Source organism: Pseudomonas macauensis, assembly GCF_047902425.1.
Classification (GTDB): domain Bacteria; phylum Pseudomonadota; class Gammaproteobacteria; order Pseudomonadales; family Pseudomonadaceae; genus Pseudomonas.
The window spans coordinates 4663375-4677504 of record NZ_CP138377.1 but is presented as its reverse complement, the minus strand read 5'-3'; the positions used below and the strand labels follow the sequence as shown (position 1 = coordinate 4677504).

At 63.1% G+C, this 14130-nt stretch carries 17 protein-coding genes; 16 read left to right on the top strand and 1 reads right to left on the bottom strand.

Translation table 11 applies throughout. The annotated features are described in order from the left end of the window. The first annotated feature begins 10 nt into the window (after positions 1–10). The 4 genes from yajC (at position 11) to SD196_RS21375 (ending at position 3903) form a co-directional block, all read left to right on the top strand. Positions 11–352, top strand: coding sequence for a preprotein translocase subunit YajC (gene yajC / locus SD196_RS21390; protein ID WP_152225372.1), 342 nt, complete (start codon positions 11–13; stop codon positions 350–352). A 64-nt stretch (positions 353–416) separates the two neighbouring features. Next, entirely contained in the window at positions 417–2279 is a 1863-nt protein-coding gene (gene secD, locus SD196_RS21385) for a protein translocase subunit SecD (RefSeq protein WP_275608372.1), read from the top strand. A gap of 10 nt (positions 2280–2289) precedes the next feature. Then, the gene (secF, locus tag SD196_RS21380; RefSeq protein ID WP_343577647.1) at positions 2290–3207 is read left to right on the top strand and encodes a protein translocase subunit SecF; all 918 of its coding nucleotides are present in this window, start codon (positions 2290–2292) and stop codon (positions 3205–3207) included. Positions 3208–3366: 159 nt separating this feature from the next. Then, positions 3367–3903: a glycine zipper 2TM domain-containing protein gene (locus SD196_RS21375; protein WP_275608370.1), complete on the top strand. Its 537-nt coding sequence runs from the start codon at positions 3367–3369 to the stop codon at positions 3901–3903. A 209-nt stretch (positions 3904–4112) separates the two neighbouring features. Here SD196_RS21375 and suhB read toward each other — a convergent pair whose 3' ends face one another. Further along, on the bottom strand, positions 4113–4928 hold the full coding sequence (gene suhB, locus SD196_RS21370) for an inositol-phosphate phosphatase (protein ID WP_275608369.1): 816 nt from the start codon (positions 4926–4928) through the stop codon (positions 4113–4115). 149 nt (positions 4929–5077) lie between these two features. Here suhB and trmJ point away from each other — a divergent pair, with 149 nt between their 5' ends. From trmJ to rlmN, 12 genes are all read left to right on the top strand, one after another. Continuing rightward, positions 5078–5857, top strand: a complete 780-nt coding sequence (gene trmJ, locus SD196_RS21365) for a tRNA (cytosine(32)/uridine(32)-2'-O)-methyltransferase TrmJ (protein ID WP_343577652.1) — start codon at positions 5078–5080, stop codon at positions 5855–5857. Continuing rightward, a complete protein-coding gene (cysE, locus tag SD196_RS21360) occupies positions 5850–6629 on the top strand; it encodes a serine O-acetyltransferase (RefSeq protein ID WP_275608367.1) in 780 nt (259 codons plus the stop codon). Before trmJ ends, cysE begins: the two co-directional genes overlap by 8 nt. Positions 6630–6768: 139 nt before the next feature. Next, positions 6769–7263: a Fe-S cluster assembly transcriptional regulator IscR gene (gene iscR, locus SD196_RS21355; RefSeq protein ID WP_152225360.1), complete on the top strand. Its 495-nt coding sequence runs from the start codon at positions 6769–6771 to the stop codon at positions 7261–7263. A 28-nt stretch (positions 7264–7291) separates the two neighbouring features. Beyond that, complete coding sequence (locus SD196_RS21350; protein WP_275608366.1) at positions 7292–8506, top strand: IscS subfamily cysteine desulfurase; 1215 nt, start codon at positions 7292–7294, stop codon at positions 8504–8506. 27 nt (positions 8507–8533) lie between these two features. Then, on the top strand, positions 8534–8920 hold the full coding sequence (iscU, locus tag SD196_RS21345) for a Fe-S cluster assembly scaffold IscU (protein ID WP_015478505.1): 387 nt from the start codon (positions 8534–8536) through the stop codon (positions 8918–8920). A 28-nt stretch (positions 8921–8948) separates the two neighbouring features. Further along, positions 8949–9272, top strand: coding sequence for an iron-sulfur cluster assembly protein IscA (iscA, locus tag SD196_RS21340; RefSeq protein ID WP_207887490.1), 324 nt, complete (start codon positions 8949–8951; stop codon positions 9270–9272). An 8-nt stretch (positions 9273–9280) separates the two neighbouring features. Continuing rightward, on the top strand, positions 9281–9802 hold the full coding sequence (gene hscB, locus SD196_RS21335) for a co-chaperone HscB (RefSeq protein ID WP_275608365.1): 522 nt from the start codon (positions 9281–9283) through the stop codon (positions 9800–9802). Between the two features lie 45 nt (positions 9803–9847). Next, entirely contained in the window at positions 9848–11707 is a 1860-nt protein-coding gene (gene hscA / locus SD196_RS21330; RefSeq protein ID WP_275608364.1) for a Fe-S protein assembly chaperone HscA, read from the top strand. Positions 11708–11713: 6 nt separating this feature from the next. Continuing rightward, positions 11714–12052: an ISC system 2Fe-2S type ferredoxin gene (gene fdx, locus SD196_RS21325; RefSeq protein WP_015478501.1), complete on the top strand. Its 339-nt coding sequence runs from the start codon at positions 11714–11716 to the stop codon at positions 12050–12052. 14 nt (positions 12053–12066) lie between these two features. After that, positions 12067–12267: a Fe-S cluster assembly protein IscX gene (iscX, locus tag SD196_RS21320; RefSeq protein WP_331319149.1), complete on the top strand. Its 201-nt coding sequence runs from the start codon at positions 12067–12069 to the stop codon at positions 12265–12267. Positions 12268–12518: 251 nt separating this feature from the next. Further along, positions 12519–12950: a nucleoside-diphosphate kinase gene (ndk, locus tag SD196_RS21315; RefSeq protein WP_015478499.1), complete on the top strand. Its 432-nt coding sequence runs from the start codon at positions 12519–12521 to the stop codon at positions 12948–12950. 27 nt (positions 12951–12977) lie between these two features. Further along, on the top strand, positions 12978–14126 hold the full coding sequence (rlmN, locus tag SD196_RS21310; RefSeq protein WP_275608362.1) for a 23S rRNA (adenine(2503)-C(2))-methyltransferase RlmN: 1149 nt from the start codon (positions 12978–12980) through the stop codon (positions 14124–14126). Positions 14127–14130 lie beyond the last annotated feature (4 nt).

The following is a 14130-nucleotide window of genomic DNA, read 5'->3' as shown; positions in this document are numbered from 1 at the left end:
GGAGTTTCCAATGAGCTTTCTAATTCCCGCTGCCTTCGCTGACGCTGCAGCCCCCGCCGCTGCTGCCGGCCCGGCTGGCACCGGCTTCGAGTGGGTGTTCCTGGTCGGTTTCCTGGTCATCTTCTATCTGATGATCTGGCGTCCCCAGGCCAAGCGTTCCAAGGAGCACAAGAACCTGATCGCCGGCCTGCAGAAGGGTGATGAAGTCGTCACTTCCGCGGGCATCGCCGGCAAGGTGACCAAGGTTGCTGACGATTTCGTCGTGGTCGAAGTCTCCGACAGCGTCGAGCTGAAGTTCCAGAAGGGCGCGATTGCCGCGACCCTGCCGAAAGGCACGCTGAAGGCCATCTGAGCCAACCAACAGAAACCCAATCGACGGGGCGCATGATGCGCCCCGCGTCATAACGGGCGGTGTCATGCTCAACAAGTATCCCCTGTGGAAGTATCTGCTGATCCTGGCGGTCCTGGCCGTCGGTTTCATCTATTCCGCACCCAACCTCTACCCGGATGACCCGGCCGTGCAGATCAGTGGTGCGAGCACCGCGCTGCAGGTGTCGCAGGCCGACCTGGACAAGGCCAGCAAGGCGCTGACCGACGCGGGTATCGCCGTCAAGGCGGGCTCCCTCGGCAAGAACAGCGGCCTGATCCGCCTGGCCAAGCAGGAAGACCAGCTGCCGGCCAAGGACATCGTCCGCCGCGCCCTGGGTGACGACTACGTGGTCGCCCTGAACCTGGCGCAGACCACCCCGAACTGGCTGCGCTCGATCGCTGCGCACCCGATGAAGCTGGGTCTGGACCTGTCCGGTGGTGTGCACTTCCTGCTGGAAGTGGACATGGACAAGGCGGTCGACGCCCGCATGAAGGTCTACGAAAGCGAAATCAAGAGCGCCCTGCGCAAGGAGCGCGTGCGCTACCGCAGCCTGCCGGCGCAGGACAGTGGCATCCAGCTGGGCTTCACCGAAGAAGCCGACCTGGACAAGGCCAAGTCCATCATCGCCAAGGACTACCGCGATTTCGAAGTTACCCAGAGCGAGCGCACCGGCATGCAGGTGCTGCGTCTGGGCATGACCCCGGCGAAGCTGGCGGAAATCCGCGAGTATTCGATCAAGCAGAACCTCACCACCGTCCGCAACCGCGTGAACGAGCTGGGCGTCTCCGAGCCGCTGGTGCAGCGCCAGGGCGCCAATCGCATCGTGGTCGAGCTGCCGGGTGTGCAGGACACCGCCGAAGCCAAGCGTATCCTCGGCAAGACCGCCAACCTGGAATTCCGTCTGGCCGCCGAGCCGGATGCGATCAAGTCCGCCACCGAAACCTTCGAGTTCCGTGAGCCGCGCCGGCCGCCGGCGACCCTGGAGCGTGGCGTGATCATCACCGGTGACCAGGTCACCGACGCCAGCGCCAGCTTCGACGAGAACGGCCGCCCGCAGGTGAACATCCGCCTGGATGGCCACGGCGGCGAGCTGATGAACCGTGCGACCCGCAACAACGTCGGTCGCAGCATGGCGGTGGTGTTCATCGAGCAGAAGCCGATCACCCGCTATGCCAAGCAGGTGGTCGACGGCGTCGAGCAGGAAGTCGCTGTTCCGGCGTTCAAGGAAGAGAAGAAGATCATCAGCCTGGCGACCATCCAGTCGCCGCTGGGCAACCAGTTCCGCATCACCGGTCTGGACGCTCCGGGCGAGTCCTCGGAACTGGCCCTGCTGCTGCGCGCCGGTGGCCTGGCCGCGCCGATGTACTTCGCCGAAGAACGCACCATCGGCCCGAGCCTGGGTGCGGACAACATCGCCAAGGGTATCGATGCCTCCCTCTGGGGCATGGTCTTCGTCTCCCTGTTCATCATCGTGATCTACCGCTTCTTTGGCGTGATCGCCACCGTCGCCCTGGCCTTCAACATGGTCATGCTGGTGGCGCTGATGTCGATCCTTGGCGCGACCCTGACCCTGCCGGGTATCGCGGGTATCGTGTTGACCATGGGTATGGCGGTGGACGCCAACGTGCTGATCTTCTCGCGGATACGTGAGGAGCTGGCGGCCGGCATGTCCGTGCAGCGGGCGATCCATGAGGGCTTCAACCGTGCCTTCACCGCGATCCTCGACGCCAACCTGACCTCGCTGCTGGTCGGCGGCATCCTCTACGCCATGGGCACCGGCCCGGTGAAGGGCTTCGCCGTGACCATGTCCCTCGGCATTATCACCTCGATGTTCACGGCCATTCTGGTCACCCGTGCGATGGTCAACCTGATCTTCGGCGGCCGCGACTTCAAGAAGCTGTGGATCTAAGGGGCCTGAGATGAACATCAAGATCGGTACTATCAACTTCATGGGCGTTCGCAACATTGCGTTCGCCGGCACCCTGATCCTGACCCTGATCGCCCTCGGCAGCTGGTTCGTCAAGGGCATCAACTTCGGCCTCGACTTCACTGGCGGTACGTCGATCAAGCTGGCCTACGAGCAGCCTGCGGACCTTGCCAAGGTGCGTGAGCAACTGGTCGCCGCCGGTTTCGGCGAGGCGGTGGTGCAGAGCTTCGGCGACACCCGGGATGTGCTGGTACGCATGCCCAGCGAAGACCCGGAACTGGGCAAGAAGGTCGCCGCCGCGCTGCAGAAGGCCGATGCTTCCAACCTGGCGAAAGTGAATGGCGTCGAATACGTCGGCCCGCAGGTGGGTGAAGAGCTGCGCGACCAGGGCGGCCTCGGCATGCTCCTGGCGCTGGGCGGCATCCTGCTGTACGTCGGCTTCCGCTTCCAGTGGAAGTTCGCTCTGGGTGCGATCCTGTCGCTGATCCACGACGCCATCATCGTGATGGGCGTGCTGTCGTTCTTCCAGATCACCTTCGACCTGACCGTGCTGGCCGCGGTGCTGGCGGTGGTGGGCTACTCGCTGAACGACACCATTGTGATCTTCGACCGGGTGCGCGAGAACTTCCGCGTACTGCGCAAGGCTAGCCTGATCGAGAACATCAACATCTCGACCAGCCAGACCCTGCTGCGGACCATCGCCACCTCGGTGTCGACTCTGCTGGCGATCTCTGCGCTGCTGTTCTTCGGTGGCGACAACCTGTTCGGCTTCTCCATCGCCCTGTTCGTCGGTGTGTTGGCGGGTACCTACTCGTCGATCTACATCGCCAACGTGGTGCTGATCTGGCTGAACCTGTCCAGCGAGGACCTGATCCCGCCGCCGAGCAAGGAAGCCGACGAGCGCCCGTAGTAGAGCGCTTCCAGGCCCCTCCAGAAAACTCCCGCTACGGCGGGAGTTTTCGTTTGTCGGCTGTGCACTACGAACTTGCTGGAACTTTCTTACAATTCAAGCGCTCCAAGGCAAGGTGAAGGGCTGAGCCCGAACAAGACGAGAGACCAGGAGGTTTATGTGAACAAGTCGTTGCTCATCGGTACCGTGCTGGGCGCTGTAGGCGTGACTGCCGGTGGCGCCGTGGCCACTTATAATCTGGTGGATCGCGGGCCTCAATATGCCGAAGTGCTCGCTGTCCAGCCGGTCAAGGAAACCATCAAGACTCCTCGCCAGGTTTGCAAGGACGTCGCAGTGACTCATCAGCGTCCTGTGAAGGACACCCATCAGATCGCCGGTACGGCGATCGGCGCCATCGCTGGCGGCCTGCTGGGTAACCAGATCGGTAGCGGCAATGGCCGGAAGATCGCCACCGTGGCGGGCGCCATCGGCGGTGGTTATGCCGGTAACAAGGTGCAGGAAGGCATGCAGGAGCGTGACACCTACACCACCAATGAAACCCGCTGCAGCACCGTCAACGACACCAGCGAGAAGGTCGTCGGTTACGACGTGAAGTACCTGCTCGACGGCAAGCCCGGCCAGGTCCGCATGGATCGCGATCCGGGGTCGCAGATTCCGGTCGACAAGAGCGGCCAACTGATCCTGGGTCAGCAATAAGCAGTCGCCAGGAGTGAACGAAAAAGGCGCCCATGGGGCGCCTTTTTCTTTGCCTTGCTTTTCGTAGGGGCGAGCTTGCTCGCGATTCGCTCAGAGCCGTAGTGTCAGAATGAAAAAGCTTCGCGAGCAAGCTCGCTCCTGCAAGGAATGCGTTCTCGCAGGCACAAAAAAGCCCGGCATTGCCGGGCTTTTTCTTGCGTGGCTCAGGTTCAGCGCTTGAGCGACGGCGGCAGGTGCGGCTGGATGCTGGTCAGCAGCGCCTTGAAGCACTTGGTGTTGCCGGCGACGATCTGGCCCTTCTCGAGGAATTCGTGGCCGCCGGTGAAGTCGCTCACCAGGCCGCCCGCTTCCTGGATCAGCAGGGCGCCCGCTGCCATGTCCCACTCGGACAGGCCGAACTCCCAGAAGGCGTCGTAACGGCCAGCGGCGACGTAGGCCAGGTCCAGGCTGGCAGCGCCGGCGCGGCGGATGCCGGCGGTCTGGCCGACCAGGCTGCGGAACATGCCCAGGTAGGCGTCCAGGTTGTCCATCTGGCTGTCACGGAACGGGAAGCCGGTGCCCAGCAGGGCGCCTTCCAGGCTCTTGCGGTTGCTGACGCGCAGGCGGCGACCGTTCAGTGCGGCGCCACGGCCACGGCTGGCGGTGAATTCTTCCTGACGGATCGGGTCGAGGACCACGGCGTGCTCGAGGCGGCCGCGGTATTTGCAGGCGATGCTGATGGCGAAGTGCGGAACGCCATGGATGAAGTTGGTGGTGCCGTCCAGCGGATCGATGATCCACAGGTAGTCGGCGCCTTCGCCGCTGCCTTCCAGCATGCCGCCTTCTTCGCCCATGATCCCGTGATTCGGGTAGGCCTTGCGCAGGGCGGTGACAATGGAGAGTTCAGCCGCGCGATCGACTTCGGTGACGTAGTCCTTGGCTTCTTTTTCGTTGACCGAGAGGGTGTCCAGGCGTTCGATGGAGCGGAAGATCAGTTCACCGGCGCTGCGAGCGGCGCGCAGGGCGATATTCAGCATGGGCTGCATGGAGAGGTCACCTGGGTCGTTAAAGAAAGCCGGACATTCTAACAGAAAACCATGGCGCTCATAGAGCGACCTGTCGCCTGCGTGGCGCAAGACCCACCGCTGCGGTAGGATTCCCTCCCTTTTTTCGCTTTTGTGTGGAGTCGCTGGCGTTGCTCGACAGAATTCGCGTGGTGCTGGTCAACACCAGTCATCCCGGCAATATCGGCGGTACGGCCCGTGCGATGAAGAACATGGGCCTGTCGCGCCTGGTGCTGGTCGATCCGATGGATTTCCCCAGTGGCGAGGCGCGCGCCCGTGCTTCCGGCGCCGATGACATCCTCGATGCGGCCGTGGTCGTGCCGACCCTGGAAGACGCCCTGGCCGGTTGCAGTCTGGTGCTGGGCACCAGTGCGCGCGACCGCCGCATTCCCTGGCCGCTGCTCGATCCCCGTGAGTGCGCCACCACCAGCCTGCAGCACGTGCAGCAGGGTGGCGAGGTCGCGCTGGTCTTCGGTCGCGAATATGCGGGTCTGACCAACGAGGAATTGCAGCGATGTCAATTCCATGTGCATATCCCGGCCAATCCCGAGTTCAGCTCGCTGAACCTGGCGACGGCGGTGCAGGTGCTGGTCTACGAGGTGCGCATGGCCTGGTTGGCGGCCCAAGGCCAGCCGACCAAGCAGGAGAAGGTGGAGTCCACCGCGATGCTCAACAGCATTCCGGTGACGTCGGATGAGCTTGAGCGCTTCTATGCACACCTGGAGTCGACCCTGGTGGATATCCAGTTCCTCGATCCGCAGAAGCCGCGCCATCTCATGTCGCGCCTGCGCCGCTTGTACGGCCGCAGCGGCGTCAGCAAGCTGGAGATGAATATCCTGAGGGGTATTCTGACCGAAACACAGAAGGCTGCCCGTGGGGAGCTTTCCAAGCGGAGTGATGAAGATGTTTGAGCGTGTGCGCGAAGATATCCAGAGCGTATTTCATCGTGACCCGGCGGCGCGCAACGCCTTTGAGGTGCTCACCTGCTATCCGGGCCTGCACGCGGTGTGGCTGCATCGCCTGGCTCATGCCCTGTGGGCGTCCGGCTGGAAGTGGCTGGCACGGATGGTGTCCAACTTCGGGCGCTGGATGACCGGTATCGAGATCCATCCCGGCGCCAAGATCGGTCGGCGTTTCTTCATCGACCACGGCCTGGGCATCGTCATTGGCGAGACTGCCGAGATCGGTGACGACGTGACCATCTACCAGGGCGTGACCCTGGGCGGCACCAGTTGGAACAAGGGCAAGCGTCACCCGACCCTGGCCGATGGCGTGGTGGTGGGGGCGGGCGCCAAGGTGCTCGGTCCGTTCACTGTTGGTGCTGGCGCCAAGGTGGGCTCCAACGCGGTGGTCACGAAAGAGGTACCGCCAGGGGCTACCGTCGTAGGTATTCCTGGTCGGATCATCATGAAGGACGATGCCGACCAGGCCGCCAAGCGCCAGGCCATGGCCGAGAAGCTTGGCTTCGATGCCTACGGCGTCAGCCAGGACATGCCTGACCCGGTGGCGCGTGCCATTGGTCAGTTGCTCGATCACCTGCAGGCCGTTGATGGCCGCCTGGAAGGGATGTGCAAGGCGCTGACGGCTCTAGGCAGCGACTATTGTGCGAAAGATCTGCCGGCGCTGCGTGAAGAGGACTTCGCTGGCGTGAAGGACACCGAGGACAGCAAGTCGGCGCAGTGATGCGCCGACGCTGGCACTCTGCTAAAATACGCCGCCGCTCGCTGGTTAATTCCGACTAAAGTAATAGGGCTTATAGTTGACCTAAATAGTCGGAAAAGAGCATACTCCCCCTAAACCAGCGATTCTTCCGGATTTCCCCATGCGATTGACCACCAAAGGCCGCTATGCCGTCACCGCCATGCTCGATCTGGCGTTGCACGCCCAGCGTGGTCCGGTTTCTCTCGCCGATATTTCCGAGCGCCAGGGCATCTCCCTGTCCTACCTGGAACAGCTGTTTGCCAAGTTGCGCCGTGGCAACCTGGTGGTCAGCGTGCGCGGTCCGGGCGGCGGCTACCAGCTGTCCCGCGACATGACCGGCATCCACGTTGCCCAGGTGATCGATGCGGTCAACGAGTCGGTCGACGCTACCCGCTGTCAGGGTCAAGGCGACTGCCACTCCGGCGATACCTGCCTGACCCACCACCTGTGGTGCGACCTCAGCCAGCAGATTCACGAGTTCCTCAGCGGCATCAGCCTGGCCGACCTGGTCGAGCGCCGCGAAGTTCAAGAGGTCGCCCAGCGCCAGGACGAGCGCCGTTGTTCGGGCAGCAAGACGCCGCGCCTCGACAAGATTGAAGCGTCCGCCATCGATTGAGCGAACGCCCGCCTGTAGGAGTTACCTGATGAAATTGCCGATTTACCTCGACTACTCCGCCACAACCCCGGTGGACCCGCGTGTCGCTCAGAAAATGGCTGACTGCCTCCTGGTAGATGGCAATTTCGGCAACCCGGCGTCGCGCTCCCACGTCTTCGGCTGGAAGGCCGAGGAAGCAGCCGAGAACGCTCGTCGCCAGGTCGCAGAGCTGGTCAATGCCGACCCCCGCGAGATCGTCTGGACTTCCGGTGCCACCGAGTCCGACAACCTGGCGATCAAGGGTGTTGCGCACTTCTATGCCACCAAGGGCAAGCACATCGTCACCTCGAAGATCGAGCACAAGGCGGTCCTGGATACCTGCCGCCAGCTGGAGCGCGAAGGCTTCGAGGTCACCTACCTGGAGCCGACTCCCGAGGGCATCATCACCCCGGCGATGGTCGAGTCCGCCCTGCGTGAGGACACCATCCTGGTGTCGGTCATGCACGTGAACAACGAAGTCGGCAGCGTCAACGACATCGCTGCCATCGGCGAGCTGACCCGCTCCCGCGGCATCCTGCTGCACGTCGACGCCGCCCAATCGGCCGGCAAGATCGACATCGACCTGGAAAAGCTCAAGGTCGACCTGATGTCCTTCTCTGCCCACAAGGTCTATGGCCCCAAAGGCATGGGCGCCCTGTACGTGCGCCGCAAGCCGCGCGTCCGCCTGGAAGCCCAGATGCACGGTGGCGGCCATGAGCGCGGCATGCGTTCGGGCACCCTGGCGACCCACCAGATCGTCGGCATGGGCGAGGCCTTCCGCATCGCCAAGGAAGAAATGCACCAGGAAATGGCTCGTATCGAAGGCCTGCGCAAGCGCTTCTTCGAGCAGGTCCAGGGCCTGGAAGAGCTGTACGTCAACGGCAGCGCCACTTCCTACGCACCGAACATCCTCAACGTCAGCTTCAACTACGTCGAGGGCGAGTCGCTGATGATGTCGCTCAAGGACCTGGCCGTATCGTCCGGTTCCGCCTGCACCTCGGCCTCGCTGGAGCCGTCCTACGTGCTCCGCGCCCTGGGTCGCAACGACGAACTGGCGCACAGCTCCATCCGTTTCAGCTTCGGCCGCTTCACCACTGAAGAAGAGGTCGACTATGCCGCCAATAAGGTGGTGGAAGCCGTTTCCAAGCTGCGTGAACTCTCGCCGCTGTGGGATATGTTCAAAGAGGGTGTCGACCTGTCCAAGGTCGAATGGCAGGCCCACTGACCCGCCCCATAGATGTGAGGATTAGCCATGGCTTACAGTGACAAGGTCATCGACCACTACGAAAACCCGCGCAACGTCGGCAAGCTCAACGCCGAGGACCCGGACGTCGGTACCGGCATGGTCGGCGCGCCGGCCTGCGGCGACGTGATGCGCCTGCAGATCAAGGTCAACGAGCAGGGCGTCATCGAAGACGCGAAGTTCAAGACCTACGGCTGCGGCTCGGCTATCGCTTCCAGCTCCCTCGCCACCGAGTGGATGAAGGGCAAGACCCTGGATGAAGCCGAATCCATCAAGAACACCACCATCGCCGAAGAGCTGGCCCTGCCGCCGGTGAAGATCCACTGCTCGGTGCTCGCCGAGGACGCCATCAAGGCGGCCGTACGCGACTACAAGCAGAAGAAAGGTCTTCTCTGAACTGCGATTCGTTGAGTAAGGAGTTCCCATGGCCATCAGCATGACCGAAGCCGCCGCCAACCACGTTCGCCGCTCCCTCGAAGGGCGCGGCAAGGGCGAGGGCATTCGTCTTGGCGTGCGCACCACCGGGTGTTCCGGTCTGGCCTATGTGCTGGAGTTCGTCGACGAGCTGGCAGCCGAGGACCAGGTGTTCGAGAGTCACGGCGTGAAGGTCATCATCGACCCGAAAAGCCTGGTCTACCTCGACGGCACCGAGTTGGACTTCACCAAGGAAGGCCTCAACGAGGGCTTCAAGTTCAACAACCCGAACGTGCGCGGTGAGTGTGGCTGCGGCGAAAGCTTCAACGTCTGAGGTCGGGCGTGGGTAGTCCCTGTCACTTCGCGCTGTTCGACCTGCAGCCAGGCTTCCGGATCGACCTGGAAGCCCTTGGCAACCGCTACCGCGAGCTGGTGCGCAACGTCCATCCGGATCGTTTCGCCGATGCCTCCGAGCGCGAGCAGCGACTGGCGCTGGAAAAGGCCGCCGAGCTCAACGACGCGTACCAGACGCTCAAGAGCGCTCCGCGCCGTGCCCTTTACCTGTTGGCCTTGCGTGGCAACGCGTTGCCACTGGAAGCCACGGTGCAGGATCCGGAGTTCCTCCTGCAGCAGATGCGTCTGCGCGAGGAGCTGGAAGACCTGCAGGACAGCGCCGATCTCGATGGCGTGGCGTACTTCAAGCGCCAGCTGAAATCGGCCCAGCAGCAGCTGGACGCGGAGTTCGCCGATTGCTGGGATGACCCGGCCCGCCGCGAGTTGGCCGAGCGCCTGGTGCGGCGCATGCAGTTCCTCGACAAGCTGGCGCAGGAAGTGCGGCAGCTCGAAGAGCGACTCGACGATTAATCCGCGCGGCCCGTGCCGCGCCCGATAAGCCTGATTAGAAACCGCATGGCCCTACTGCAGATCGCCGAGCCCGGACAGAGCCCCCAGCCACACCAGCGTCGGCTGGCCGTGGGGATCGACCTGGGCACCACCAATTCCCTGGTCGCCGCCGTGCGTAGCGGCGTTGCCGCTCCGTTGCCCGATGAGCGCGGCGAAGTCATCCTTCCGTCGGCGGTGCGCTACCTCGCCGATCGTATCGAGGTGGGGGAGAGCGTGCGTGCCGGTGCGGCCCTGGACCCGCTGAACTCCATCATCTCGGTCAAGCGTCTGATGGGGCGCGGCCTGGAGGATGTGAAGCAGCTCGGTGGCCAACTGCCGTACCGTTTCGTTCAGGGCGAGTCGCACATGCCCTTCATCGAGACCGTCCAGGGCGCCAAGAGCCCGGTGGAAGTCTCGGCGGAAATCCTTCGTACCCTGCGTCAGCGCGCCGAATCCACCCTGGGTGGCGAGCTGGTCGGTGCGGTGATCACCGTTCCCGCCTATTTCGACGACGCGCAGCGCCAGGCCACCAAGGACGCCGCGCGTCTGGCTGGCCTGCACGTATTGCGTCTGCTCAACGAGCCGACCGCTGCGGCAGTGGCCTACGGCCTGGACAAGAACGCCGAGGGCGTGGTCGCCATCTACGACCTGGGCGGCGGTACCTTCGACATATCCATCCTGCGCCTGACTCGTGGTGTCTTCGAAGTCCTGGCCACCGGCGGCGACAGCGCTCTGGGTGGCGACGATTTCGACCATGTCATCGCCGGCTGGATCATCGAGCAGTCTGGTATCTCGGCCGATCTCGATCCGGGCGCCCAGCGTCGTCTGCTGCAGACGGCTTGCGCGGCGAAGGAGGCGCTGACCGATAGCGCCAGCACTCCGGTAGCCTACGAGGGCTGGAGTGGTGAGCTGAGTCGCTCGCACATGGAGTCGCTGATCGATCCGCTGATCCAGCGCAGCCTCAAGGCCTGCCGGCGCGCCGTGCGCGATTCCGGTGTCGAGCTGGAAGAGGTCAGCGCGGTGGTCATGGTCGGTGGTTCCACCCGCGTGCCGCGTGTGCGTGAACTGGTGGGCGAGCTGTTCGGTCGCGAGCCGCTGACCGATATCGATCCGGACCAGGTGGTCGCCATCGGTGCCGCCATCCAGGCTGATGCCCTGGCTGGCAACAAGCGCGGCGAAGAGCTGCTGCTGCTGGACGTAATTCCTCTGTCGCTCGGCCTGGAAACCATGGGCGGGCTGATGGAGAAGGTGATTCCGCGCAACACCACCATCCCGGTGGCCCGCGCCCAGGAGTTCACCACCTACAAGGATGGCCAGACGGCCATGATGATTCATGTGCTGCAAGGCGAGCGTGAGCTGGTCAAGGACTGCCGGTCCCTGGCGCGCTTCGAGCTGCGTGGCATTCCGCCGATGGTGGCCGGTGCGGCGAAGATCCGCGTCAGCTTCCAGGTCGACGCCGACGGTCTGCTGGGCGTGTCTGCCCGTGAGCTGTCCTCGGGCGTTGAGGCGAGCATCCAGGTCAAGCCGTCCTACGGCCTGACCGATGGCGAGATTGCCCGCATGCTGCAGGATTCCTTCCAGTACGCCGGTGACGACATGGCCGCCCGCGCCCTGCGCGAGCAGCAGGTTGAGGCCCAGCGTCTGCTGGAGGCTGTGCAGTCGGCCCTGGACGCCGACGGCGAGCGCCTGCTGGACGCCGAGGAGCGCGTGGCGATTGATGCCAACATGGAATCCCTGCGCGAACTGGCGGCCGGCAGCGATACCGCCGCCATCGAACAACAGATCAAGCGCCTGTCCCAGGTGACCGACGCCTTTGCCGCGCGCCGTATGGACGCCACCGTCAAGGCCGCACTGGCCGGTCGCCGGCTCAACGAAATCGAGGAATAAGCCAAGATGCCGCAGATCGTATTTCTGCCGAACGCCGAACATTGCCCGGAAGGTGCGGTGATCGAGGCCCAGCCGGGCGAAACCATCATGAAAGCGGCACTGCGCAACGGCATCGAGATCGAGCATGCCTGCGAGATGTCCTGTGCCTGCACCACCTGCCACGTGATCGTGCGCGAAGGCTTCAACTCCATGGAAGCCTCCGACGAGCTGGAAGACGACATGCTGGACAAGGCCTGGGGCCTGGAGCCGGATTCGCGCCTGTCCTGCCAGGCCGTAGTCGGCGAGGAAGATCTGGTGGTGGAGATTCCGAAGTACACCATCAACCAGGTGTCCGAAGGTCACTGAGCGGAGCGCCAACGATGAGTCTGAAATGGGTTGATGTGCTCGAAATCGCCATCCAACTGGCCGAATCCAAGCCGGATGTCGATCCGCGCTACGTGAATTTCGTCGATCTGCACTCCTGGGTGCTGGCATTGCCGGAGTTCAGCGACGATCCTTCCCGCGGCGGTGAAAAGGTCCTGGAAGCCATCCAGGCCGCCTGGATCGAAGAGCTCGACTGAGGGCGCGCGGCACGCTTGCCGCGTACCCATTTGTCATGAACCCGCGTATAATTCGCGGGTTTTATCTTTAGGTGTGCTCTGAAAAAATTCCCGAGGGAATTTCTTCAGCCGCCGGCCCCGCAGCAGTCGGGGACGGTCCCGCGTCGCCGTCCGCCGGGCGGCGCCTGCGGCAAACCCTTGAATCACAGGAGCTCCTGGCCTATGCCAGGGGCTTCTTGGCTTTACCAACCTTGCTTTCCGGAGTTATTTCCATGGCCCTGCAACGTACCTTCTCCATCATCAAGCCCGACGCTGTTGCCAAGAACGTCATCGGCGAAATCCTGACCCGCTTCGAAAAAGCCGGTCTGCGCGTCGTCGCTTCGAAGATGGTTCAACTGTCCGAGCGCGAAGCTGGCGGTTTCTACGCCGAGCACAAAGAGCGTCCCTTCTTCAAGGACCTGGTTGCCTTCATGACCTCCGGCCCGGTTGTCGTTCAGGTTCTGGAAGGCGAAGACGCCATCCTGCGCAACCGTGAGCTGATGGGCGCCACCGATCCGAAGAAAGCCGACGCCGGCACCATCCGCGCCGACTTCGCCGTTTCCATCGACGAGAACGCCGTACACGGTTCCGACTCGGAAGCTTCCGCAGCTCGCGAAATCGCTTACTTCTTCTCCAGCACCGAGGTGTGCGAGCGCATTCGCTAATCCAGGCGAATGAGCGAGGGTGAATCCATGACTGATACCGCTGTAAAGGCCAACCTGCTGGGCATGACCAAGCCCCAGCTCGAGGAATTCTTCGAGTCCATCGGTGAAAAGCGCTTCCGCGCCGGCCAGGTGATGCAATGGATTCACCACTTTGGCGCCGTCGATTTCGACGCCATGACGAACGTCGGCAAGGCCTTGCGCGAAAAGCTCAAGGCCGTTGCCGAAATTCGTCCCCCGGAGATCGTCAGCCAGGACATTTCCTCTGACGGTACCCGCAAGTGGGTGGTGCGCGTGGCCTCGGGCAGTTGCGTCGAGACCGTGTACATTCCCCAGGGCGGCCGCGGCACCCTGTGTGTGTCGTCCCAGGCCGGTTGCGCGCTGGACTGCAGCTTCTGCTCCACCGGCAAGCAAGGCTTCAACAGCGACCTGACCTCCGCCGAGATCATCGGCCAGGTGTGGATCGCCAACCAATCGTTCGGGACCATCCCGGGCAAGATCGACCGTGCCATCACCAACGTGGTGATGATGGGCATGGGCGAGCCGCTGCTGAACTTCGACAACGTCGTGACCGCCATGAGCATCATGATGGAAGACCTCGGCTACGGCATTTCCAAGCGCAAGGTGACCCTGTCCACCTCCGGCGTGGTGCCGATGATCGACAAGCTCGCCGAGGTGACCGACGTGTCGCTGGCCCTGTCGCTGCACGCGCCGAACGACGAACTGCGCAACAAGCTGGTACCGATCAACAAGAAGTACCCGCTGGATATGCTGCTCGACGCCTGCTATCGCTACATCACGCGCCTGGGCAAGGAACGCGTGCTGACCGTCGAGTACACCCTGCTGGCCAACGTCAACGACCAGCCCGAGCATGCCGAGCAACTGATCGCATTGCTCAAGGATTTCCCTTGCAAGATCAACCTGATTCCGTTTAATCCGTTCCCGCATTCAGGTTACGAGCGGCCGAGCAACAATGCCATCCGCCGTTTCCAGGACATGCTGCACAAAGGTGGCTTCAACGTGACGGTGCGCACCACCCGTGGTGACGACATCGATGCCGCCTGTGGTCAATTGGTGGGCCAGGTGATGGACCGCACCCGCCGCAGCGAACGCTACATCGCCGTCCGCCAGCTGGCGACGGAAAACGAGCAGGCGTCGAACGCCGCCAATCGAAACTGATCAA

Bases quoted from the DNA above. Each gene is read 5' to 3' on its own strand.
- yajC (WP_152225372.1), top strand. From the start codon at position 11: ATGAGCTTTCTAATTCCCGCTGCCTTCGCTGACGCTGCAGCCCCCGCC.
- secD (WP_275608372.1), top strand. From the start codon at position 417: ATGCTCAACAAGTATCCCCTGTGGAAGTATCTGCTGATCCTGGCGGTC.
- secF (WP_343577647.1), top strand. From the start codon at position 2,290: ATGAACATCAAGATCGGTACTATCAACTTCATGGGCGTTCGCAACATT.
- suhB (WP_275608369.1), bottom strand. From the start codon at position 4,928: ATGCAGCCCATGCTGAATATCGCCCTGCGCGCCGCTCGCAGCGCCGGT.
- cysE (WP_275608367.1), top strand. From the start codon at position 5,850: ATGTTTGAGCGTGTGCGCGAAGATATCCAGAGCGTATTTCATCGTGAC.
- iscR (WP_152225360.1), top strand. From the start codon at position 6,769: ATGCGATTGACCACCAAAGGCCGCTATGCCGTCACCGCCATGCTCGAT.
- SD196_RS21350 (WP_275608366.1), top strand. From the start codon at position 7,292: ATGAAATTGCCGATTTACCTCGACTACTCCGCCACAACCCCGGTGGAC.
- iscU (WP_015478505.1), top strand. From the start codon at position 8,534: ATGGCTTACAGTGACAAGGTCATCGACCACTACGAAAACCCGCGCAAC.
- iscA (WP_207887490.1), top strand. From the start codon at position 8,949: ATGGCCATCAGCATGACCGAAGCCGCCGCCAACCACGTTCGCCGCTCC.
- hscA (WP_275608364.1), top strand. From the start codon at position 9,848: ATGGCCCTACTGCAGATCGCCGAGCCCGGACAGAGCCCCCAGCCACAC.
- fdx (WP_015478501.1), top strand. From the start codon at position 11,714: ATGCCGCAGATCGTATTTCTGCCGAACGCCGAACATTGCCCGGAAGGT.
- iscX (WP_331319149.1), top strand. From the start codon at position 12,067: ATGAGTCTGAAATGGGTTGATGTGCTCGAAATCGCCATCCAACTGGCC.
- ndk (WP_015478499.1), top strand. From the start codon at position 12,519: ATGGCCCTGCAACGTACCTTCTCCATCATCAAGCCCGACGCTGTTGCC.
- rlmN (WP_275608362.1), top strand. From the start codon at position 12,978: ATGACTGATACCGCTGTAAAGGCCAACCTGCTGGGCATGACCAAGCCC.